This window comes from Verrucosispora sp. WMMD1129 (assembly GCF_029581255.1).
Classification (GTDB): domain Bacteria; phylum Actinomycetota; class Actinomycetes; order Mycobacteriales; family Micromonosporaceae; genus Micromonospora; species Micromonospora sediminimaris.
The window spans coordinates 5,697,534-5,717,925 of sequence record NZ_CP120741.1; the positions used below are offsets into that span (position 1 = coordinate 5,697,534).

Sequence of the window (20,392 nt, forward strand, 5' to 3'; positions counted from 1 at the left end):
ATAGTGACCGTACAGGTTCGCCTACGCTGAGGGTGTGGCTCTCGGACGGGCGTACATCGAGATCATCGGCGACGTGTCGCGGTTCGCGCCGCAACTACGAGCGGGGCTGACGAAGGCCCTGAAGGTCAGCGGCATCGCGGCGATCGGCGCGAGCGCCGCTGCCGCGTCCGGTCAAATCATCGGCCTGGCGGGTTCGCTGGCGTCGGTCGGTGGCGCTTTGTACGCCCTGCCGGCAGCGGCCGGTGTCGGTGGGGCCGCGCTCGGAGCGCTGATGGTCGCTACCCGCGGCCTCGGCGAGGCGTTCGCCGCCGCAGGTGAGGACGACCTCGCGAAGTTCGAGAAGGCGCTTGAGGACCTGTCGCCGCAGGCACAGCGACTCGTACGGGAGTTCCGGGCGATCCTCCCGGCGCTGTCGGACGTGCGGGTTGCCACGCAGGACGCGTTCACCTCGCAGCTGGTGGGGCAGCTGTCCGCGACCGCTTCGGTGCTCGCCGGACCGCTGCGCGCCGGCCTGACCGGCGTGGCCGCCGAGTGGGGGCGGGCAGCGCGGGCGGTCCTGGAGTTCTCCCGCGAGACGAGCACCGTGCAGACGTTGTCGGGGATTCTCGACACGGCCCGCCTGTCGGTGGGGAACCTGGCCACGTCGATCAAGCCGCTGCTGGCCGGGTTCCGGGACATCACCGCGGTGGCGTTGCCGTCGATCGGCCGGGTGTCCGAACTCGCCGGTGACGCGGCGGTCCGGTTCGGTACGTGGCTGTCGGCTATGGCGGAGAGCGGCGCCGCCGTGACGGCGATCGACCGCGCCGGTGTGGTGATGGGGCAGCTGGGCAAGCTGACCGCGAACGTCGGCTCGATCCTGACCAGCGTCCTGAAAGCCGCCGCGGAGGCGAGCACCGGAGGGTTGCTCGCCGGTCTGGTCGAGGTGACGGGCCGGGTGCGGGAGTTCTTCAGCACGGCGGAGGGCAGCAGCGCACTGCTCGGCGTGTTCAACACGCTCGGCACCCTGGCGGCCGGGCTGGCGCCGGTGTTCACGACCTTGCTGTCGATCATCGGTGAGTCGGTGGTGCCGGCGCTCGGGTCGATGGCGCAGGCCATCGTGCCGGCGATGCAAGCCGTCGTGACGGCCCTCGGGCCGGCGCTCGCGGCGATCAACAGTGCGGTCGGCCCGGTGATGGAGGGCCTGTCCGTCGGCATTCAGGCGCTCGCGCCGGCGCTCGGCCCGGTCGGCGAGGTCATCGCGTCGATCGCTGTCGCGCTGGCACCGCTGCTGCCAGTCATCGGCGAGCTGATCACGATGCTGGTCGGGCCGCTGGCGACGGCCCTCAACGCGCTCGGGCCGATGCTCGCCCCGCTCGTCAGCGCGCTCGCTCCGGTGCTTCTCCAGATCGGGCAGACCCTCACGGCGGTCCTCGCGCCGGTCGCCGGGCTGCTGGCCGACCTGTTCACGCAGCTGGGTCCGCCGCTCGGCAAGGTGGTCGCCGCCCTCGGGTCCGCCCTCGCGCCGATCTTGACCGCGCTGGGTCCGCTGATCGTGCAGCTGGTGTCGGCGCTGATGCCGCTGATCCCGACGATCGTGGGGCTGCTGCCGCCGCTGGTCGACATCCTGGTGGCGATCACGCCGCTGATCGAGCTGGTGGCGCAGCTCGCGGTCGTCGCGGTCGCCCTGGTCGCCCCGCTGATCCGGGTCGCGGCGGTGCTGGTGGGGTTCCTCGCGGCGAAGGCCGTCGCGCCGCTGGTGTCGGCGCTCGCGTCGGCGCTGGTGTGGCTGCTGTCCCCGCTGTCCGGGGTAGCCGAGTGGCTGGGCAAGGTGGCCGCATGGTTGAGCGCGATCGATTGGGCGGGTGTCGGGTCAGCGATCGGCGGCGCGTTCTCCTCGGCGTGGCAGGCCGTGAAGGGTTTCTTCGAGTCGATCGGCACGTGGTTCGCGGAGCTGCCCGGCAAGATCGGCTCGTTCCTGTCGAGGCTGCCGGAGATCCTGTGGGATCTGTTCACGGACGCGGCCGGGCGGGCGCTGGAGGCCCTGGGCATCGGAATCGGGCTGATCCTGTACGCGGTGACGGTGCTGCCGGGGCAGATCATCGGCTTCCTGTCGTCGCTGCCGGGCCGGCTGCGTGACCTGATCCAGCAGACGGCGATTCTGGCGGCGGCGGCGTTCCTGAGGGGTGTGGACTCGCTGGTGTCGTACGCGATGGCGCTGCCCGGTCGGGTGCTGTCGGCGTTGTCGAGCCTGGGGACGCGGCTCCAGTCGACGTTCAGCAGCGCGGTCTCGGCCGGCCGCACCGCAGCGGTGAACGGCTTCAACTCGATCGTGACGTTCATCGCCGGCACCCCGGGCCGGATCTCCGGCTACGCCAGCCGGTTCCTGTCCGCCGGGTCGGGGCTGGTGCGGAAGCTCGTCGACGGGCTACGGAAGGTGCCGTCGCTGGGCAGCATCGCGTCGGCGATCGCGGACACGATCAGGCATCAACTGAACAAGATCATCGGGGCGATCAACTCGGGCATCGCACGGGTCGACGCCGTGCTCCCCGGCTCGCTGCCGCGAATCCCGATGCTGGCGAACGGGGCGATCCTGCGCCGACCGACGCTGTTCGTCGGCGGTGAGGCCGGCGACGAAGTGGTCATCCCGCTGACCCGACCCCGGCGGGCCCGGCAGCTCGCCGAGGAGTCCGGGCTGCTGTCTCTGCTCGCCGGAGAGATGGGTGGAGGCGGTACGCCGATCACGTTCGACAGGGGCGCGATCTCTGTCGTGTTCGAGGGTGTCGTGCCGACCCGGCAGGAAGCCCTGGACACCGGTCGGGCTGTCGGCGACGGCGTGTTGGAGACGTTGGCCCGGCGGTCCGTGGCCACGACGGTGAGGACGATCTGATGGGCGAGTACAACCCGGACCGGCCGTACGTGCTGGGCATGCAGTGGGCGCCGATGGTGAAGGCTCCGCTCGTGTTGGACACCGCCAGCGAGGTCGGGTACACGTTCAGGGCCGCCACCGAGCAGGTGGATCGGGTGTGGCTGCGGTCGACGTCGACGCCGCCGGGCCGACCGACTCGCACCGAGCTGCTGGTGAACCTGTACCAGGCGGACGTGATCGCCGGCACCGGACCGGTGCGGAAGCTGGTGATTCCCTGTGCGTCGGGGGCGCTGCTGGCTGGCGCGACCCTGGCCGGCTCCGCCACGTCCGTGGAGAACGCGGTGGCGAACCCGTCCGACCCTCGGCGCATCGCCCTGACGGGTCCGGGTGCCGCCGCCCGGTTCTGGTTCGCGACGACCGGCGCGGCTGCGCAGGCCGCCCTGTTCCGGCGCCGGATCCTGGACGTGTCGGTGCTGTACGTGATGTCGGGCCCGTTCGCCGACTTGGCTGAGCCGGTGACTCTCGGCTTGGAACGGCCGTCGGCCGGTGTGGTGTGGCCGATGGACGAGACGCTGACGGGGCCGGCGCTGCACGAGGCGGCGACGGAGGTGCGGCGGTCGCGGCTCGGCGAGCTCAACCCCTGGTGGAGCACCGCGGCGACGCCGCTGACCACGAAGTGGCGGATGCCGTACAACTGGGCGGGTCAGACGTCGCCGACGTCGGGGCTGACGGCGTGGGCGGCATCTGGCGGCACGAACATCAACGTGCGCCTCCAGGTCGCCGGGTCGGCACTCGAGGACGCGGTGTTCCACGTGCATTACCTCGCGTTGGAGGTGACGTACGGGGAGGAGAACCGGCTCGGCGGCGGCGGGCTTGACATCTCCGACGGTGCCGGCCAGCAGGGCGGGGCGTACTACGAGATCCCGCTGTTCGGGATGTACAACTACGGGTTTCCGGTGTCCATGTGGTCGGGCGAGCGGTACGCGGTGACCGTTGGTCGGGCTCACTCTGGGCAGATGTCCGTGGCGTCGACGGTGCCGGTTCCGGTCGACCGGTTGGGCACGATTGACGCGTTGCCCAGCCTGCGCGGGGTGCAGCTGCGCAAGACGATCCGCGAGGGCGCTGTGCCGAGCGTGGAGACGGTCAACGACCTGCCGGCGATCGTCTTGTACGAGGGGTCGTCGCCGCCCGGCGCCGCCGACAGCCGTTCTCACGTCTACCTGGCGCAGGCCATCGGCACGGTGTCCGAGCGGTTCTTCGGTGGCGACCTGATGCAGCGGATCGTTGACGACAAGGCCGGCACGTACGTGTGGGTGCGGTTCTACGCGCGGCACCTGCCCGGCACGCGGGAGCCGCTGAACCTGTACCAGGCCGACCCGGCGGACCCGTGGATGAGCCTCGGCCCCAGGGCGACGATCAGCGTCGACGAGTTCGAGACGTTGCCGGAGGTCGCCGACGGGTGGCGGGAGGTCACCCTGCGGTTGGATCCGCCGCTGGAGACGGCCGGCGGCGGTGGGGTGCTGTGGTGGGCGTTCGCCAGCTCCGCCGAGGATGAAGCGCCGTGGCAGGTCCTCGGCGCGGACGCCGAGCCGGGCAGCGGGGGGCCGAGCACGATCAGCGACGCGACGTACGGCGGGGCGGAGGCGTTCGCCACCATCGACGACGCCGACGACCGGTCGGCGGACCTCACGCTGATGCTGGTCCGGGAGATGGACGAGGTGACCGGCCTGGTCGTGCAGCCGGCTGTGCAGCCACTGACGGTCGTCGACGACCAGTGCGACCGCCCGTCGGGCGGAATCCCGACCGGAATCCGCTACCACCGGCTGGCGTGGGATGCCGTCAACAGCGAGGTTGTGGCCGGGTGGGGCGCTTACGAGGTGCAGCGTCAGGACGACACGATGGACGACGAGACGTGGGAGACGATCGCGCTGGTCGCCGCGTCGAACGTCACCGCCGTCGACGACTACGAGGCGCGGGTCGGTGTCGAGTCGCGGTACCGGGTTCGGATGGTGCACCGCATCGGGGTTCCCGGGCCCTGGTCGGCGCCGGTCGCGGCGACGATCCCCGTGCCGGGGGTGACCGGCACCCGCGTGGATGTCGGTGCGCTGATCCTGACGAGCAACCACAACCCGGCCGGCAACCTGGCGTACGTCACGAACCAGGACCGCAGTGCGGGTGAGGACTTTACGTTCCCGGAGGCCCGAGAGGTTGAGCTGCGGGCGATGTACGGCCGCGACTACCGGGCGGCGTTCCGGCCGCTGGAACGCGGCGGTGTGGAGTTCACCCGAACCGTGCTGGTCAACGCGGTCGCGGTGCCGGCGCAGACCCTGGACCGGGGGTTCCGCAGCCTGCGGGATCTGGCGTGGGACCAGGTGCCGTACGTGTGTGTGCGGGACGAGCTGGACAACCGGTGGCTGGCGACGCTGCTGGTGCCTTCCGGGTCGGTGCGGCGCAAGCGGCAGCGCGGGCAGATGCAGCTGGCGCAGGTGGCGGTCGTTGAGGTGGCGGACACGCCGGCGCCGGTCGACGGCGGGCTGCCGCCGTGTGAGGGACTACGCCCGGAGGGCCACACCACACAGGTGTACGCGTGGGCGGACACTCCGGTTGACGTCGGCTGGAGCCCGTTGGTCGCGGATGACCAGTTCGATCGGGAGGTGCCGGCCGGCGGGTTCGGGTCGACCGACATGCCTGGTGACCCGTGGGTGGTGGTGTCCGGGCCGCCGGAAGACCTGTCGGTGACTGGCGGCCTTGGGGTGATCCAGCTGGCCGAGCCGCTGAACGCGAATCCGTACTTCGAGACGGACGTGGCCGGTTGGGAACCGACCGGCGGCACGTTCGTCCGGTCGACCGAGCACGCGCATGAGGGTGTCGCGTCAGGTCTGTTGACGCCCAGCGGCGACGACGGCTTCGTGTTCGTCGAGTGCGAGCCGGGCCCCGAGACGGTGCCGGGGACGAGGTGGCGGTTCGCGGCGTGGGTGCGCTGCGACGTGTCCCGCGACGTGGTGCTGTCGCTCTACTGGTTCGACGACGAGGGCGACCTGCTGGATCTGGACGAGAGCGACCCGGTGACCGTGCCGGCGAACACGTGGGTACAGCTGTCGTTCTCCTGGACGGCCCCTGAGGACACGGCGCAGGTGGCCGGGGACGTGTATATGCCGGGCGACGCTTCGCCGTCGCATCGCCTGTTCATCGACGAGGCGGGGATTACGCCGGAGCAGGTGGATAGGAAGGTCGTGACCGGCCCGGCCGTGCGGGACGTCGAGGTGTTGGCGCGGATGCGGATCACCCGCCCGCCGGGCGGGGAGCCGATCAACGCGTACCTGCACGGCCGGCACGTCGACGAGCAGAACGGGTACACGGCTCGGCTGGCGTTCGCTCCGAACGGCACGGTCGGCGTCGGCCTGGAGGTGCTGCACGACGGCGAGCCGCTCGTCCTGGCGGAGCTGGAGACGGCACGCGACTGGCAGGGGGAGGAGGTGCCGGTTGTCGTCGGCGACTGGTACTGGTTCCGGATGCAGGTCCGGGGCCAGGTGGTGCGGGCGGCGGTGTGGAAAGACGAGCCCGGCAGCTACTGGCCGGGCTGGACGGTGCAGGAGATCGACGGGACGCTGCCGGCGGCGGGCCTGGCCGGCGTCGGGGCGGGGCTGTCGCCGGGCAACGGCAACATCGACGGGCGGGTGGAGGTCGACAGCTTCCAGGTGCGGGAGCCGATGCCCGACATCGACATGCGGGTGGAGATTCGCCCGACCGGCGACCGGTGGGAGGTGCGAGTCGAGCACTTCGCCGACACGAACCCGGAGTTCCTCGGGTCCGGTTGGAACGTGCGGTGGTCGGACGTAGAAGCCTGTGTGGAGGTGTTCGACTACGACGTCTTCTACGAGTGTGTGCCGGCGGAGCAGCTGGGGGTGGTACGTAACCAGCGGCGGTGGCTGCGGGCGGTGTACGAGCAGGACGCCGGCGGTGGCCAGGGGCGGGCGACGTTCTACACGTCGCTGGACGGGGTGACGTGGGGGTCGGGGTTCGCCGTGGAGGGCTTCCCGGAGCCGCTGGACCTGGACGCGGGGTTCTTCGAGGTCAGCGTTCGCGGAGACGTCACGGTGTCACGGGCGGAAGTGCGCAACGGCGTCGACGGGCCGCTGATCGTCGTCCCGGACTTCGAGGAGCAGCCGAAGGGGACGAAGGTGTTCGTTGACGCGGCCGGCGCGACGTGGGAGGTGGGCGGTGTCGGGATCTGTGGTGCGTGACCCGCTGGACTTGCCGCCCGGTGTCGGGCAGCGGTCGGCGTCGTACCGGTTCGAGCTGGTGGACGGGCGGACCGGGGTGCGGCGCGGGCCGGTGACGCCGTTGCGGGACACCACACCGAGCCTGGTCCACGACGTGACCGGCATCATCGTGCGGCGGGTGGAGTCGCTGACGCTGGACGTGGCCGACGCGAGGCGGCTGCGGCCGTTGACCGACCGGGTGGCGATCTCCATGGTCGTCGGCGGGCGCGAGTACCCGTTGGGCCGGTACATGATCGGCGACGCCATCCAGTTGCAGACCTCGGCGGGCTCGACGGCACCGCTGGTCCTGTTCGACGAGATGTTCGTCGTCGACCAGGAGCTGGAGACAGGATTCGAGGGCAGCGGGCAGCGCGTCGACCAGGCGGTGCTGAGGCTGCTGGCCGGGCTGCTGATCGGCGAAGTGCAGGTGGACTGGACGGACCTGACGTCGGTGTCGTCGTGGTCGCCGGGCAACACGCGAGGGATGGCGCTGCGGGACCTGGCCAGGCAGGGCGGCTTCTTCCTGCCGTGGTTCAACCACGGTGGCCGGCTGCGGCTGATGCGGGCGTTCGAGCCGGCGAGCCGGCGGCCGACGATCGACCTGGACGCCTCGCAGCGGGTGATCCGCGGGTCGGTGGCACGCGGTTCGGAGTTGCTGACCGCCCCGAATCGGTTCGTCGTGGTCAGCAACGATCCGGGGACGGACGTCGCCCCGATCGTGGGTGTGTACGACGTGCCGTCGTCGGCGCCGCACTCGATCGCGCAGCGGGGGTTCGTGCTGCCGAGGGTGGTGGAGGCGCAGCTGCCGTCGCAGGTGGCGGTCGACGCGTACGCGCGGACGCTGGGCATTCAGCAGACGGCGTACGAGACGGTGGAGCTGTCGACGCCGCCGGACCCGCGGCACGACGGGTACGACGTGGTGCGGTGGGACGGGCTGCTGTGGTTGGAGACGGGGTGGACGATGCAGTTGGCCGCTGGTGGGGAGATGCGGCACACGTTGCGTCGCGCGTACCCGGACACGGGCGGGGATGAACTGTGATCGACCAGCGGATGGTGCAGGTCCCGGTGCGGGCGATTGCCGAGGCGGTCCTCGACCGGGTGTTGGCGTTGGGGATCACGGGCCGGCTGCGGCCGGCGACGGTGGCGGGCCCGGCACCCGGCGGCGGGTTCCTGGTGGTGATGGACGGTGACACCGCGGTGATGCGGGTCGTGTCGCTGGTGGGCGTGCTGCCGAAGGACGCGCGGGTGATGGTGCTGATGACGCCGCCAGCCGGCCACCATGTGGTCGGCTACCTGGGGGTGCCGCCCCAGGGGGCGTACCTGGCTGACACGGGGGTAGTGACCAACGAGCTGGCGGTGGCGTACGCGGCGGGCTGGGCTCAGCAGGACAACGCGTACCGGATCGTCGGATCGCGCATCGAGCTGAATGTGAACGTGCGGCGCACCGGTGGACCGATCACGGCGAGCGCCCTGGGCAACATCGGCGACACACTGATGGCGACGCTGACCGATCCGATGTTTCGGCCGACGATGCCGAAGCACCACCTGTTTCGGTCGTCGGTGACGTCGGGGTCGGCGGTGCTGGAGACGAACGGTCAGCTGACGCTGCTGGACATGCACTCGACGTCGGTGATCGCGACGAACGACGTCGTGCGGGTGTCCATCGACTACCCGTTGCCGCTGGTCTGACGGTCGCCAGAAACAGCGCAGCCCCGGATCGCGAAATCCGGGGCTGCGCTGCGTTCACGTGGAGAGACCAGCATAACGGGCCGCCCGCAGATCGGGCAAAGTCACCCGCTGACCGTACATACATTATTGACGGTAACCCCTCTCTTGTTATACAATGTTTCTGTACGCATCGCCCTGCTTGTGGAGGAGGTACGGATGAGTAAGCCGCTGCTCGTGGCCTGGGGTCACGAGTTCGTGGACGAGGTGCTGGACGCCCTCGGCCCGGATCTGGAGATGGAGGTTGTGGTCGGTAAGCCGACCGTTGACCAGTGGCGCACCGCGCCGCTGGTCGTGATCGACGCGCGTTGCCGGACGCTGGCGAACGGGTTGCCGGCGCACCCGCGCATGGAGGTCGTCGCGCCGGTCGCGCTGTACGGCGAACGGCTGGCCGAGGTGATCCGCGCCTGGCGGGCCGACTACCCGGACGCAGCTGCGTACGCGCTGCCGCGCGCGGCGCAGGGCCTGCGCGAGAGCGTCGCTACTGCCGCCGTCAGCAGGCAGGCAGTCGAGGTGCGCGTCGGTGTGGTCGGCGGGCACGGCGGTGCCGGAGCGACGACCCTCGCGGTGGCGATCGCGCTGGCGGCCGCCGACGAGGGGCGGCGCGCCCTGCTCGTCGACGCGGTCGGTCGCGGCGGCGTCAACGACCGGCTCGGCACTGCGTCGACATCGCTGCGCGTGGTCGACGCGCCGGACCTGCCGGCGGAGGCGATCGAGCGAACCTCGGCCGAGGTGAAGGTGGTCGACCTGGACCGCGCGCTGGACGGCAGTCAGGTCGACGCGGCCCGGCTGTGCGATGTCGTGCTGCTCGTCGCGAACGTGCAGCGCAACGCGATGGCCAGCCGTCGGGTCGCGCAGCGGCTGGCCGGTGCCGGGGTCCCGTTCGCGATGGTGCCAACGTGGACGAACGACAGGGTGGCGCAGGCGCTGGCCGAGGAGTGTGCGGTGCGGCTCCTGCGCGAGGTGCCGCTGGATCCGCCGTCGGTGTTCTCCGACGGCCGGGTGTACCTGGTCGGACACTGTGACCTGCTGGCCTTGGCGCGGGAGTTGGTGCACCACGCGCCGTCCGTCGCCGCCCGGATGGCAGCCTGACCGTCCCCGGCCAGTGCCGTACATTGACCCTGTATGGCATTCGGCTGTGGGAGGAGAGGAACGATGAAGGTGAGCCAGGCCAGGCTCAAGGCAGCGGCGCGCAAGGTGTCCGACAACCTTACGAAGCCGGGACCGCTGGACCTGCCGCCGGTGGTGGGACTCAAGGAGATCGTCCGGATGTTCGACGTGAAGGACAACACGCCGTACCAGTGGCGGTCCAAGGGTGTCCTGCCGAAGGAGGACGGCGAGGTCAGCAACAACCCGGTGTGGAAGGTGACCACGATCTACCAGTTCGCCGAGGACACGAAGCGGACGATCGTGTGGGACCCGTGGGACGTGCTGGTCGAGGACGAGGCCACACAGTAATGAGCACATCCGGAGGAATTGCGGCCGTACAGGCCGGGTGTAGGGTGCCGGAAACGCATCGACCCCGCCAGGCGGTCATCCGGCGGGGTCGAGGAGAAACCCGGAACAGAGAACGGGTCGCACGCGCATCGTACGCCAGTTCGGGCGGCGGTGCGCTGGCGGCGCTGCACAGAGAGGCCGCCTGCATGGTGGACCGGTGGACGGTCGAGCGAGCGGTGAGGCACGAGTTATGCACGCTCGACCCTCCCGGCCGGCAGCTCGTCCTGACGCTGCTCACGTGGTCCGACGCGGCCACGGCGGTGATCCCCGAGCAGTTCACGCCGAGCCTGACCGATTTGCAGAAGGCGACCGGGCTCGCCCGGTCGTCGGTCGCGAAGTGGCTCAACCTGCTGGAAGGCAAGGACGGCGAGGGCGGGGAGGAGCGCCCGGAGAGCAAGTGGGTGTGGCGCGAGCGGCCGACGGTCGCGGACGCCCGGCGCAAGAAGGCCCGGACGGTCTACCGAATGGGAGTGCCGCCCGACCTAATGCGGCGGCTGACCGAGCTGGGGATAGTTGGTCCGCGTGCCGGACCAGCCGCGTCCGGATCGTCCGGGTTAGGTAGTCCGGTGGGCGGACCAGTGAGAGGTCAGGTTGGTTCGGCACGCGGACTAGAGCTAGTCCGCCAGTCGGACCGAGTTGGTCCGCCACGCGGACGCAAGACATACAGGGAACAAGAAACGGTTGGTCGCGGCGCGAACGGTGACCACCGGTACGTCGAGGGACCCAACGGCAGATGCGCCCACCCCGGGTGCAACCGCTCGGCCCCGCTGCACGGCCCGAACCTGCGGGCTGTGTCCGAACAGGACAGGAGAGTGATGGGGGAGTGAAGGTGCACCTCGTGTCGGTCGACGTCGCGCAGTGCGCGACGTGCAGCGGCGAGATGGTCCCCGCCGGGGACGACTGGCGCCACCCGGTGCAGGGCGGCTGTACCGAGCTGGGCACCCCGGTGATCTGCCGGAACGGCGACTGCGGCCTGCCGGCCGCCGTGGGCAGCGAGGTCTGCCTCAGCTGCTCAGGCGCATTTTCGTGGCCCGATGGTGTACGGCTACGGTCCAACAATGCGGCCGTATAGAGTTTATGTAGGTTCGTTCACGTGGAAAGGGACGAGATGAGTTCACGGTTCATGCCGGCGACCAGGAAGAAGGCGAAAGCGCGGATCGCGCTCGCCGGGCCGAGCGGGGCGGGCAAGACCCTGACCGGCCTCAAGCTGCTGTACACGCTGACCGGCTCGGTGACGATCGCGGACGGTCTGGAGCGGATCGCGTTCGTCGACACCGAGCGAGACTCGGCCGACAAGTACGCGGTCAACTCGCAGCTGCCCGGCGTCGGCGACATGACGCCCGAGGAAGCCGGCGGGTACGGCTTCCAGAAGTTCTCCCCGGTGCGGTACGACCCACGGCAACTCGTCGAGCTGATCGACGAGGCAGCCCTGGCGGGGTTCACCGGCTTCATGCTCGACTCGGCGTCGCACTACTGGTTCGGACCCGGCGGCATCCTGGAACTGGTCGACCTGTTCGCCCGCAACCACGGCGGCCGGTCGATGGACGGGTGGAAAGACGTACGCCCGATCGAGCGGACGTACGTCGAGGCGCTGATGAGCTTCCCCGGACACGTCATGGTGTGCCTGCGGTCAAAGCAGCGCTACGAGATCACCGAGGGCGCCGACGGTCGGAAGCAGGTGTCCAAGCTGGGCATGCAACCCGACCAACGCGACGGCCTGGAGTACGAATTCGACCTCGTGGGCGACATCGACCAGGCGCACTACCTGCGGGTGACGAAAAGCCGCTGCGATGCTCTGGCCGACCAGGTTATCCACAAGCCGGGTGAGGAACTGGGCCACCAGTTGCTCGACTGGCTCGACAACGGCGAGCCGCCGAGGGACCCCGACTGGCCCAAGGCCCTCGCCGCATGCGCCTCGCGGGAGGACCTGGCGGTGTTGTGGCAGCGGGCGCAGCGGCTCGGAAAGACGCAGAAGCTGCGGGACGCCTTCAACGCGCGGGGCGCGGAGATCGCCGCCGCGCGGCGTGCCGCCGAGGCTCCGGGAACGCAGCTCGCCAGCGCGGTGACCGACGCGGCCGGAGCGCCCACTCCGGACGCCGCCGAGGAGACCGCCGCGCGGCCGGCCCACGACGCGGGGCGAAAAGCCGCCCGCCGGCAGCCTGAGACGGCGGGCGCAGGCCGATGACCGTGCAGCAGGCGTCCATGAGGGCGGCGGTGCTCAAGGCACTCATGGACGAGGTGAAAAAGGTCTACGACGTGGCTCGCGCCGAAGCCGACGGGCGGCTGGTCGAGCTGAACGCCGCGCTGGGCGTCAAGACGATCGAGGTTCGGTTGCCCGGCTACGACGGTCCGGTGGCGCAGGTGACGCTCTCCGAGCCGAAGGCGGGCTTCGTCGTCGAGGAATCCGGGTTCCTGGCCTACTGCAAGGCGGAGCACCCCACCGAGGTGCAGGCGACCGTCCCAGAACCGGTGGAGTCGGTGCGGCCGGCGTTCCGCAAGGCCCTGCTCGGCCGGTTGCGGATCGAAGAGGACGGCACAGTCGTCGACGGCGCGACGGGCCGAATCCTCGACTTCGTGGAGGTCGCACAGCCGGGCCGGCCGTCAACGACGCTGACCTTCAAGAAGGGCGGCCGTGAGGAGGTGGCGGCGGCCTACCGGGACGGTCGGCTGGCGCTGCCCGAGCTGCTGGCGCTGCCGGCGGCACCGCAGGAGTGAGCGGTGCGGGGCCGGGCGGTGGGCGACCAACACCCGGCCCCGCTCCACACCCGAGGGAGGTGAGCGGTGACGATCGATGCCCAGCTGGTGCGTGACGGCCTGGTCGACGTCGACGCGTTCACCGCGGCCGCCGAGAGCGGACCGGTGGGGGAGTGCGACGGCTGCGGCGGGCCGCTCGACGGCTCGGCGCAGGACGGCGGCGGGCTGGTGTGGCTAACGATCAGATGCCGGGTGTGCGGGGCGGAGCGGACGTCGCCGGGTGGCCGGTGCCGGCCCCGGCCGGCGGGTTGGCGGCCGGCGCCGCGTGCGTGGGTGGTGGAGGCGGCGGCCGAGCTGGAGGCGCGGCGGCTGGGCGAACAGCCCGCGCAGGAATAGCGGGCTCCGCCCGTTCACAGCTCGTCTCAGCGCCCGTCGGCCAGCTCCTCACTCCCACTTACCCGACGAGCGGCGTCTGCTACGGGCCCACCCGTAGTTTCCAGACCAAATACAACGGCAAGCAGTTGATCCAGGCCCTCACCTGGGGTCCCGTCCTCAAGCTGGGCTTCCGGGGCACCAGTCACGGGTAGCACTCCTCCGAGCAGATGGAGCCGATGAACCCCGTCAGCTCGGGGTGGTTCTGGAACCATTCGCGATGGTCGGGCAGGCGCAGGTGCTCGAAGCGCAGGTGGAGCTGTTTCTCCAGTCGCCGGCGGGCGTCCTTGCTGTCTCTGGCGATGACGTGTAGCAACTCCAGGCCGTGGGGGTTGTGGCCGTTGAAGTCGCGCATCCGCTCGTACGGGTCGATGGCCTCACCGATTTTGATGGAGGGGCCGCTGGCGATGAAGTACACGCCGGCGTAGTGGTGCGGCAGGCCAGGGTTGCCGAAGTAGCCGAAGGCGGTCAGGCTGGCTTCGATCATGGCTTCCTTCAGGTCGCCGTGGGTGCCGTAGCTGCGGATCTCTCGTCGGTATCGGGCGATCAGCCGATTCTGGTTCCGGTATTCGCCGTAGGTGGTCATCGGTCACCGTCCCGGCGGGAGCAGGCGCCGGCGGGGACGGCGCCGTTGGTGGCGCGGCGGGTGTTGAGGACCCGCATGAACTCCTGGTGCGCTGGTGGCGAGGTGGTCAACCTTCGCGTCGACCCTGTCGAGACTCTGGCCCTGTTGTACACCGCCCGCCTTGCTCGCAGCTGTGCTGCTGGCCTGGCCGCGTCCAGGCCAGCGACGCCCGCCGGGTCGTGCTCGATGAAGGCGTCGATCAACTCGATGGCCATGCCCTGGTGGTCAAGCTCGTCATCCACATCGCTCATGTAGGTGACTCTAAGGCACCGATCGATCACCCGGTCTCCCGCGCGTCGTCGGGTCGGCTCCGGGCAGGCGCAGTGGCCGGTAGCCGTCGGGTCGGCTTATGGGGCCGGCGGCGCATTCTCGACTCTCCGTATGGCTGGCCGCTTACCCCGGACGGTGCCGGCGCTCGGCCCTGAGCGACAACGGCGTCTTGTTGTAGTGGCAATAAGTGCGGTCGCAATGGTTGAATGTGACCGCACCTTGCGAAGATGGGCAAGGGGTCGGCCAGTGCACCTGTCGGGGGACGCATGGCTGGCCGAACCTAGGCCATCGCCAGGGGGCTCAAAGAGCCCGGAGTCCGCTTCACGCGGCACTCCGGGCTCTTTGCGCTGCGAATACACGTCGTGGCTCCCTGTGTCGACGGGAGGGTCGGAAGGTGTGAGTCAGCGGAGTGTGGCAGTGTCGATAAAGTGTCACGAACTCACACCCACCTGTGGGTGGCACAGTTCGGTGACGCACTGCTAACTTACAGGTCGGCCCTGTGTCGATCGGTCGACGCGCGATCATTGCCGCCGCCGATCGAAGTGGAGGTCTTAGCCACAAGCGGACGCCGGCTGGAGAAGTTAACAGAGAGTAGGACAGCGGGGAGTCACGAGTGCGCTGTTATGGGTACGACGAGACAGGACGCGAGATCATCCCGGCTGAGGCTGTCGTGATCCGCGAGGTCGTGCAGCGGGTTCTGGACGGGGAGAGCATGCGCTCCGCCGTCGCCGATCTGCGCAAGCGCGAGATCATGACGTCGGCCGGACGCCCGTGGACGCAGCAGTCGCTGTCGCGTCTGCTGCGCAACCCGCGCCTGGCCGGCCTCAAGACGTACCGCGGTGAGGTGATCGGCAAGGGCGAGTGGAAGCCGATCCTCGACCAGAGCACGCACCGCAAGCTGCTGACTGTGCTCGAGGACCCGTCGCGTAAGCAGCCGGCCGCGACGAACGTACGCAAGTACCTGCTCTCCGGTGGGTTCCTCCAGTGTGGCTATCCGCTGGAAGGCGAGGGGGAGGAGGTGCACCGCTGCGGGAAGTCGCTGTACACGCAGCCGAGCAACTCCGGCAAGCGCGGGTACGTGTGCCGCTCCGGCAGCCCGAGCTACGGCTGCGGTCGCATCCGGATCGCTGCGGCAGCCCTGGAGGAGGAAGTCGCGACCCGGGCCCTCGCGCGGCTGGGATCGCCGAAGGTGCGTGCCCGGTTGGAGGCTGCGGTGGGCTCTGTGACCCCGACGGAGGAGCACATCGACCGTGCGGTGGCGGCGATCGACGAGCGTCTGGCGGAAGCCGGCCAGGCGTACGCGAAGCGTGAGATCAGTCTGGTGACGCTTAAGGCGATCGAGGAAGAGGCCCGGAAGGAACGGCGGAGTCTCAAGGAGACCTTGGCCCAGTCCACGCGGTTGCAGTCGCTGCCTGCGACAACCCCTGAGGGGCTGGCGGCGTGGTGGGTGGACGCGCCGCTGGAGCGGCGGCGGGAGTTGCTTGCGTTGGTGCTGGACCGCATCATCGTGCTGCCGGCGACGCAGCCGGGAAGGACGCACCTCGACGCGGACCGGCTGGAGTTCGTCTGGAAGTGAGCTGACAGGCGGCTGGGTGTCTCCCGTAAGCCGTCCACGGCAAGCGTTTGCCCGCACTGCTGGCTGATCGCTTTGTGCTTTCCATATGGTCTGTCGCTGACGGTGGTCGTGGGTTTACGATCTTCAACGCTGTCTTTCAGAAGCGTTTTGCTACGCCCCTGCTGTCGGGTCGCAGTGCCACTGCGGGGGTATCGAGGCAAGAGACGGGGGCATGGTTTTGCCGCGCAGGCGCAAGATCGAGGTGTTGAAGCTGGCTCAGCGGATCGAGGCGGAGTTGGCGTCCGGACGGGTGGACGACGTGGAACTGAACGATGAGCAGATGCGGCGAGTCGCGGGTCTACTGAGGCCGCCGGTCCCGACGCCATCGGCCGAGCCGGCCACTGCTGACCCGGCCGTCGCCGGGCGGATCCACCGATGGGCGTCGCGGGGCACGGCGGCCATGTTCCACTTTTCGGCCCTGATCACGCTTGCTGCCGGAACCCCGCCGCCCCTCTGAGTCATGCGCAACGCGCGTACATAAAATATTGACGGCAAGATCGATCTTTCATACAATGAAGTTGTACGAAAAAAGTACAACTCACGTGGAGGAAGACGATGGTTGCCAAGAAGCCGTCCCTGCGAAGCATCCAGGTCGCCAAGATTGAGCCGGATCCCAGTCAGCCCCGGAAGCTGTTCACCGAGGAGGAGCTGACCGAACTGGCTGCGTCGATGACCAAGCTCGGTCAGCTTCAGCCGATCGCCGTCCGCAAGACTGGCAGGCAGGGCCACTATCGCCTGGTCGTTGGCGAGCGGCGCTGGCGGGCAGCCCAGCAGGGCGGCATCGAGAACCTGGCCGCGATGGTCTGGGAGATGGACGACGAGGCGGCGTTCATTGCGCAGGTCGCCGAGAACGTCAACCGGCAGGACATGACGCCCATGGAGGAAGCCGCCGCCTACGCGCGCCTCGCCGGGGCCGGCTGGGAGACGCGGGCGATCGCCGAACTGTTCGGCAAGAGCGAGCCGTACATCGGATGGCGGATCGACCTGCTCGGCCTAATCGACGACGCGAAGGAGCTCGTCGCCAAGGGGCAGCTGCAGGTGGGTGTCGCCTGGTACGTGTGCCGCCTGTCGCCTGACCAGCAGCGGCGGTTTCTGGTGAAGTGGGCGCGCGGCGAGTTCTCGTCTGCGCGGGACGCCGAAGCATTCGCCAAGGCATGCAAGGCGGCCGAGGAGCAGACGGAGTTCTTCCAGGTCGACAAGGGAGAGCACGGCGAGGAGGCGCAAGCCGAGGTGGTCGCCAAGCGGAAGAAGGTCGTCAGCAAGATCGAGGGGCTGGAGACGGCCGGGAAGATCCTGCACGAGCTGGCGCAGATGGATGCGGAGGAGCTGGCGCGACTGCTCGCCGGGGCCGAGGGTGGCGTGGCCGGGCACCGGCAGCGCGTCGACGACCTTCGGACGTTGGCGAGCAAGGTGTCGTCGAAGTTGCGCAAGGCGCAGGCACTTGCCGCCGCCGTCACCGTCGAGCTGGACCCGGAGGCCGTCGCGGTGGTCCCGGCGGAGGTCGTCGACGTGACGTCGGCCGGTCCGATCAAGGTGGACCCGAACTGCGAGTGGGAGGGCCACGCCGACGCGGTGCAGGAGGCCGGGTTCTGCTCGGTGTGTCAGCACTGAGCTAGGCAGGATGCGGCGCCCCGCGCGATGTACGCGGGGCGCTCGCGCCGTCCAGCGAACCCTGTCCCGGGCCGGGCGAGTGCGTATGCTCCCGTCGGGGAGGCCCGGTGTGGCAGTTAGCTATACGGCCGCAGTTTGACCGCAGTGTCCGACTAGGATACAATATTTATGTACAACCCTTGGTTGCCGGAGGTGATCGGCGCGTGCAGTCTGGTCACGGTCCTGTGGGCCTGGCCCCTGCCACACGAGCCGGCCGACCTCCAGCAGGCGATGCGGCAAGCACGGACCGAGCTTTACCAGCAAGCGCGGATGCCGAACGCGGTCCCGCTCGGGCCGGCGACCTACCGGGTCGCCCTCCGAGCGGTGTTCGACACCCACGTCGGCCCGGCGCTCGTCGCGCAAGTAAAGGCAGCTCGACTGCCGGAGGAACCGAACAGAGAGGGGAACACAGTGTCCGAAAGATATGCGGCCGCAATGCCTAACTGCGGCGGCCGACCAGGGCGGGGAGGGCTCGCGTGAAGCCGCTCGCCGAGATCGAGCAGGAGGCCCGCCAGGTCAAGGCGGCCCTGCCTGGCTACATCGCGATCCGCGACCTGGCCGCCGCAGCGCTGACCGGGATGGCGGATGGCCTCGGCATGGACCTGGACGAGCGGGACGTTCGCGACCTGGCCACCGCCGTGGTCGACGCGATTCACAAGCCGGCCGAGCTGCAAGGAATCGCGTTCGCCTGCACCGTCGCCGACATGGAGGTGGCCGCCGACGACCGGTGGCTGCTCACGCCGGCGAGGGAGAAGGCCAAGAGCGACCCCGACGCCCGTAAGGCGCTGCCCTACCTGGAGCAGTACGCCGAGGGCGCGCAGAAGGTCCGCAACGAGCTGGTCGAGCGGTTGGCCAGGGCCGGCCGCGAGTGGATGGCGGAGCGGCGGTCGGCGGCAGTTGTGGCGATGCCTCCGGCCGAGGCCCGAGCCGAGTCGACGGCGGCGGCGTGACCGGGCCCGTCGTCGCCGTGCCGCAGCTCGCCCCGGAGCAGGTCGCCCGGATCCGGGCGGCGTGGATCCGGCCGCCCGCACTGCGGACGACGGCCGCCGAGCCGATCACCGACAGCGTGGCGGCCCTGGCCACCCGGTACCTCGTCGACGGCTACACGCCGGAGGACGTGACCGAGCGGTTCGAAGTCGACCGCAGCTGGTGCCGGGCAGTCGCCGTCCGGCTTGCGAGGGAGGAGGTAGCCGATGCCTGACCAGGTGCCGGCCAGCCCCGACGACGAGTCCGTCGAGTGCTCGGACCGCGGACGTTCGCTGCGGACGATACAGGGCCCTCGTCGGTGGTGGCGTCCGCGCTGGCTGTCCTGGCCGCGCACCTGGATGAGCTGATCCCGGTGATCGGAAAGTTCTACGACGACCATGCAGAGCCCAATGGGGGATGAGTTGCAGCTGTTCACGAACCGCTACCAGCGGTTCCGCCCCGAACAGGGGGCGCCGGTCCGCACGACCGTCGGCGCTCCCCGGTTCCCGTTGCCGTACGACCTGTCCGGGTACGCCCGGCTCCTCGCGCCGACCTACGGAATGCTCAAGATGGCCGAGGGCCCGTACCGGCACATCTATCTGGAGCGGCTGGAAGCCGCCGGTGTCGGCCTTATCTCCGAGCAGCTTGCCGAGATCGCCGACCACGCCGGCAGCGACCAGCTCGTCCTGCTCTGCTTCTGCGACCTGTCTGTGCCACCGCCCGACAACTGGTGCCACCGGCGCATGTTCGCCGCCTGGTGGGAGGAGCAGACGGGCCGCAGAGTACGCGAACTGGCCGAGCGGCGCGAACCGCCGGCCCCGACCCTGTTCGACTGATCGAAGGAGTTCACGTGGAAATGACTCTCGACCGGCCGCCCGCGGACGCGGGCGCACCCCTCGACCTCGACCCCGAGTTGCAGCCTGGCGAGTCCGGTTACTTTTCCGGCGAGTGGCTGGAGTACGACTCCGACGGCGGCAGCCGCTTCGAGTCGGCGTATGCCGGCACGCTGATCCGTCGCTGGAACGGCTGGGCGGTGTGGAAGTGCACCCGCGAGGTCGCTGAGGCGATCGTCACCGACCAGGAGGCGGAGCGCCGGCACCTGCGCGGGACCCTCCGGGCGCAGGGCGTCGAGGAGCCGAAGCTGAGCACGATGGTCGACGACAGCGTCTCCGAGATGCGGTGGGACGGCGACGTGATCGTGGTCGACCGGCGTCCGTACGGTGAGGACGAGCCGGAGCTGAGGATCGCGCCCGACGAGCGCGGCATGTACGTCGTGATGGGCGGCAATTGGACGTGGGAGGAAGTCCCGGTCGACGCCGCCGACACCGTGCACGGATTCGTAGCACTGTAGCCGTATAGCTGGGGGCCGGTCCGTTGGGCCGGCCCCTTCCGCTTGGGCAAGATCAACGGTGATCCCGGCGGGATCACCCGCTGCCACAACGAGCCACGACCGGCCACAAGGGAGTACGACTGGACACGACCTGAGCAGGCCCGATAGAATAGATGCAGGTCAGCGGCCCGAAGCGTGGGGGTTCAAGTCCCCCCTCGGACACAAAAACGCGGCGTTTGCGCCCAGCTTTACGTGTTGGTGGTCAAGCATGCTTGACCACGCGATTCTCTTCTCGTTGATGGCACCAGCCCGTGTGGTTCCGGGTGGTGGTGGCCGTGGTTGACGCCTCGTCGGGTCTGGTGATTCCGCCGGTGGTGCTGTCCGACGCCGGCCGGTGGGTCGAGCGGTCGTCGGGTGGCGGGTTGCGTCGTGGTCCGTTGCCGTTGTCGTCGTTGTCGGAGCCTCGTCGGTGTACCCGGGT

19 protein-coding genes are annotated in these 20,392 nt (G+C 69.7%); 17 read left to right on the forward strand and 2 right to left on the reverse strand.

Annotated features, from left to right (window positions below):
- The first annotated feature begins 34 nt into the window (after positions 1–34).
- The 9 genes from O7624_RS26570 (at position 35) to O7624_RS26610 (ending at position 13,419) form a co-directional block, all read left to right on the forward strand.
- On the forward strand, positions 35–2,866 hold the full coding sequence (locus tag O7624_RS26570; RefSeq protein WP_282237703.1) for a hypothetical protein: 2,832 nt from the start codon (positions 35–37) through the stop codon (positions 2,864–2,866).
- Entirely contained in the window at positions 2,866–7,089 is a 4,224-nt protein-coding gene (locus O7624_RS26575) for a carbohydrate binding domain-containing protein (RefSeq protein ID WP_282237704.1), read from the forward strand. The genes O7624_RS26570 and O7624_RS26575 overlap by 1 nt, the downstream gene beginning before the upstream one ends.
- A complete protein-coding gene (locus O7624_RS26580; protein ID WP_282237705.1) occupies positions 7,082–8,146 on the forward strand; it encodes a hypothetical protein in 1,065 nt (354 codons plus the stop codon). The genes O7624_RS26575 and O7624_RS26580 overlap by 8 nt, the downstream gene beginning before the upstream one ends.
- Positions 8,143–8,796, forward strand: a complete 654-nt coding sequence (locus O7624_RS26585) for a hypothetical protein (RefSeq protein ID WP_282237706.1) — start codon at positions 8,143–8,145, stop codon at positions 8,794–8,796. The genes O7624_RS26580 and O7624_RS26585 overlap by 4 nt, the downstream gene beginning before the upstream one ends.
- 195 nt (positions 8,797–8,991) lie before the next feature.
- The gene (locus tag O7624_RS26590; protein WP_282237707.1) at positions 8,992–9,924 is read left to right on the forward strand and encodes a hypothetical protein; all 933 of its coding nucleotides are present in this window, start codon (positions 8,992–8,994) and stop codon (positions 9,922–9,924) included.
- 63 nt (positions 9,925–9,987) lie between these two features.
- Positions 9,988–10,290 (forward strand): hypothetical protein, encoded by a 303-nt coding sequence (locus O7624_RS26595; RefSeq protein ID WP_282237708.1) that lies wholly within the window; start codon positions 9,988–9,990, stop codon positions 10,288–10,290.
- Between the two features lie 1,147 nt (positions 10,291–11,437).
- A complete protein-coding gene (locus O7624_RS26600; protein WP_282237709.1) occupies positions 11,438–12,514 on the forward strand; it encodes an AAA family ATPase in 1,077 nt (358 codons plus the stop codon).
- A complete protein-coding gene (locus O7624_RS26605) occupies positions 12,511–13,044 on the forward strand; it encodes a hypothetical protein (protein WP_282237710.1) in 534 nt (177 codons plus the stop codon). Before O7624_RS26600 ends, O7624_RS26605 begins: the two co-directional genes overlap by 4 nt.
- A 66-nt stretch (positions 13,045–13,110) precedes the next feature.
- Positions 13,111–13,419 carry a hypothetical protein gene (locus O7624_RS26610; RefSeq protein ID WP_282237711.1) on the forward strand — a complete coding sequence of 103 codons (309 nt, stop codon included), beginning with the start codon at positions 13,111–13,113 and terminating at the stop codon, positions 13,417–13,419.
- Positions 13,420–13,600: 181 nt separating this feature from the next.
- Here the strand turns inward: O7624_RS26610 and O7624_RS26615 are convergent, their stop codons facing one another.
- A complete protein-coding gene (locus tag O7624_RS26615) occupies positions 13,601–14,041 on the reverse strand; it encodes a GIY-YIG nuclease family protein (protein ID WP_282237712.1) in 441 nt (146 codons plus the stop codon).
- Positions 14,038–14,331: a hypothetical protein gene (locus O7624_RS26620; RefSeq protein ID WP_282237713.1), complete on the reverse strand. Its 294-nt coding sequence runs from the start codon at positions 14,329–14,331 to the stop codon at positions 14,038–14,040. The genes O7624_RS26615 and O7624_RS26620 overlap by 4 nt, the downstream gene beginning before the upstream one ends.
- Positions 14,332–14,963: 632 nt before the next feature.
- Here O7624_RS26620 and O7624_RS26625 point away from each other — a divergent pair.
- The 8 genes from O7624_RS26625 (at position 14,964) to O7624_RS26660 (ending at position 19,932) form a co-directional block, all read left to right on the forward strand.
- Entirely contained in the window at positions 14,964–15,926 is a 963-nt protein-coding gene (locus O7624_RS26625; RefSeq protein ID WP_282237714.1) for a recombinase family protein, read from the forward strand.
- A gap of 211 nt (positions 15,927–16,137) precedes the next feature.
- A complete protein-coding gene (locus O7624_RS26630; RefSeq protein ID WP_282237715.1) occupies positions 16,138–16,422 on the forward strand; it encodes a hypothetical protein in 285 nt (94 codons plus the stop codon).
- A 98-nt stretch (positions 16,423–16,520) separates the two neighbouring features.
- Positions 16,521–17,576 (forward strand): ParB/RepB/Spo0J family partition protein, encoded by a 1,056-nt coding sequence (locus tag O7624_RS26635; RefSeq protein WP_282237716.1) that lies wholly within the window; start codon positions 16,521–16,523, stop codon positions 17,574–17,576.
- Positions 17,577–18,091: 515 nt separating this feature from the next.
- The gene (locus O7624_RS26640; RefSeq protein ID WP_282237717.1) at positions 18,092–18,565 is read left to right on the forward strand and encodes a hypothetical protein; all 474 of its coding nucleotides are present in this window, start codon (positions 18,092–18,094) and stop codon (positions 18,563–18,565) included.
- Positions 18,562–18,816: a hypothetical protein gene (locus O7624_RS26645; RefSeq protein ID WP_282237718.1), complete on the forward strand. Its 255-nt coding sequence runs from the start codon at positions 18,562–18,564 to the stop codon at positions 18,814–18,816. Before O7624_RS26640 ends, O7624_RS26645 begins: the two co-directional genes overlap by 4 nt.
- Entirely contained in the window at positions 18,809–18,949 is a 141-nt protein-coding gene (locus O7624_RS26650; protein ID WP_282237719.1) for a hypothetical protein, read from the forward strand. The genes O7624_RS26645 and O7624_RS26650 overlap by 8 nt, the downstream gene beginning before the upstream one ends.
- A 42-nt stretch (positions 18,950–18,991) precedes the next feature.
- Entirely contained in the window at positions 18,992–19,417 is a 426-nt protein-coding gene (locus tag O7624_RS26655; RefSeq protein WP_282237720.1) for a hypothetical protein, read from the forward strand.
- Between the two features lie 14 nt (positions 19,418–19,431).
- Positions 19,432–19,932 carry a hypothetical protein gene (locus O7624_RS26660; RefSeq protein ID WP_282237721.1) on the forward strand — a complete coding sequence of 167 codons (501 nt, stop codon included), beginning with the start codon at positions 19,432–19,434 and terminating at the stop codon, positions 19,930–19,932.
- Positions 19,933–20,392 lie beyond the last annotated feature (460 nt).

Coding starts and splice junctions, on each gene's coding strand:
- O7624_RS26590 (WP_282237707.1), top strand. CDS start 8,992: ATGAGTAAGCCGCTGCTCGTGGCCTGGGGTCACGAGTTCGTGGACGAG.
- O7624_RS26575 (WP_282237704.1), top strand. CDS start 2,866: ATGGGCGAGTACAACCCGGACCGGCCGTACGTGCTGGGCATGCAGTGG.
- O7624_RS26605 (WP_282237710.1), top strand. CDS start 12,511: ATGACCGTGCAGCAGGCGTCCATGAGGGCGGCGGTGCTCAAGGCACTC.
- O7624_RS26615 (WP_282237712.1), bottom strand. CDS start 14,041: ATGACCACCTACGGCGAATACCGGAACCAGAATCGGCTGATCGCCCGA.
- O7624_RS26630 (WP_282237715.1), top strand. CDS start 16,138: ATGGTTTTGCCGCGCAGGCGCAAGATCGAGGTGTTGAAGCTGGCTCAG.
- O7624_RS26650 (WP_282237719.1), top strand. CDS start 18,809: ATGCCTGACCAGGTGCCGGCCAGCCCCGACGACGAGTCCGTCGAGTGC.
- O7624_RS26620 (WP_282237713.1), bottom strand. CDS start 14,331: ATGAGCGATGTGGATGACGAGCTTGACCACCAGGGCATGGCCATCGAG.
- O7624_RS26600 (WP_282237709.1), top strand. CDS start 11,438: ATGAGTTCACGGTTCATGCCGGCGACCAGGAAGAAGGCGAAAGCGCGG.
- O7624_RS26635 (WP_282237716.1), top strand. CDS start 16,521: ATGGTTGCCAAGAAGCCGTCCCTGCGAAGCATCCAGGTCGCCAAGATT.
- O7624_RS26595 (WP_282237708.1), top strand. CDS start 9,988: ATGAAGGTGAGCCAGGCCAGGCTCAAGGCAGCGGCGCGCAAGGTGTCC.
- O7624_RS26655 (WP_282237720.1), top strand. CDS start 18,992: ATGGGGGATGAGTTGCAGCTGTTCACGAACCGCTACCAGCGGTTCCGC.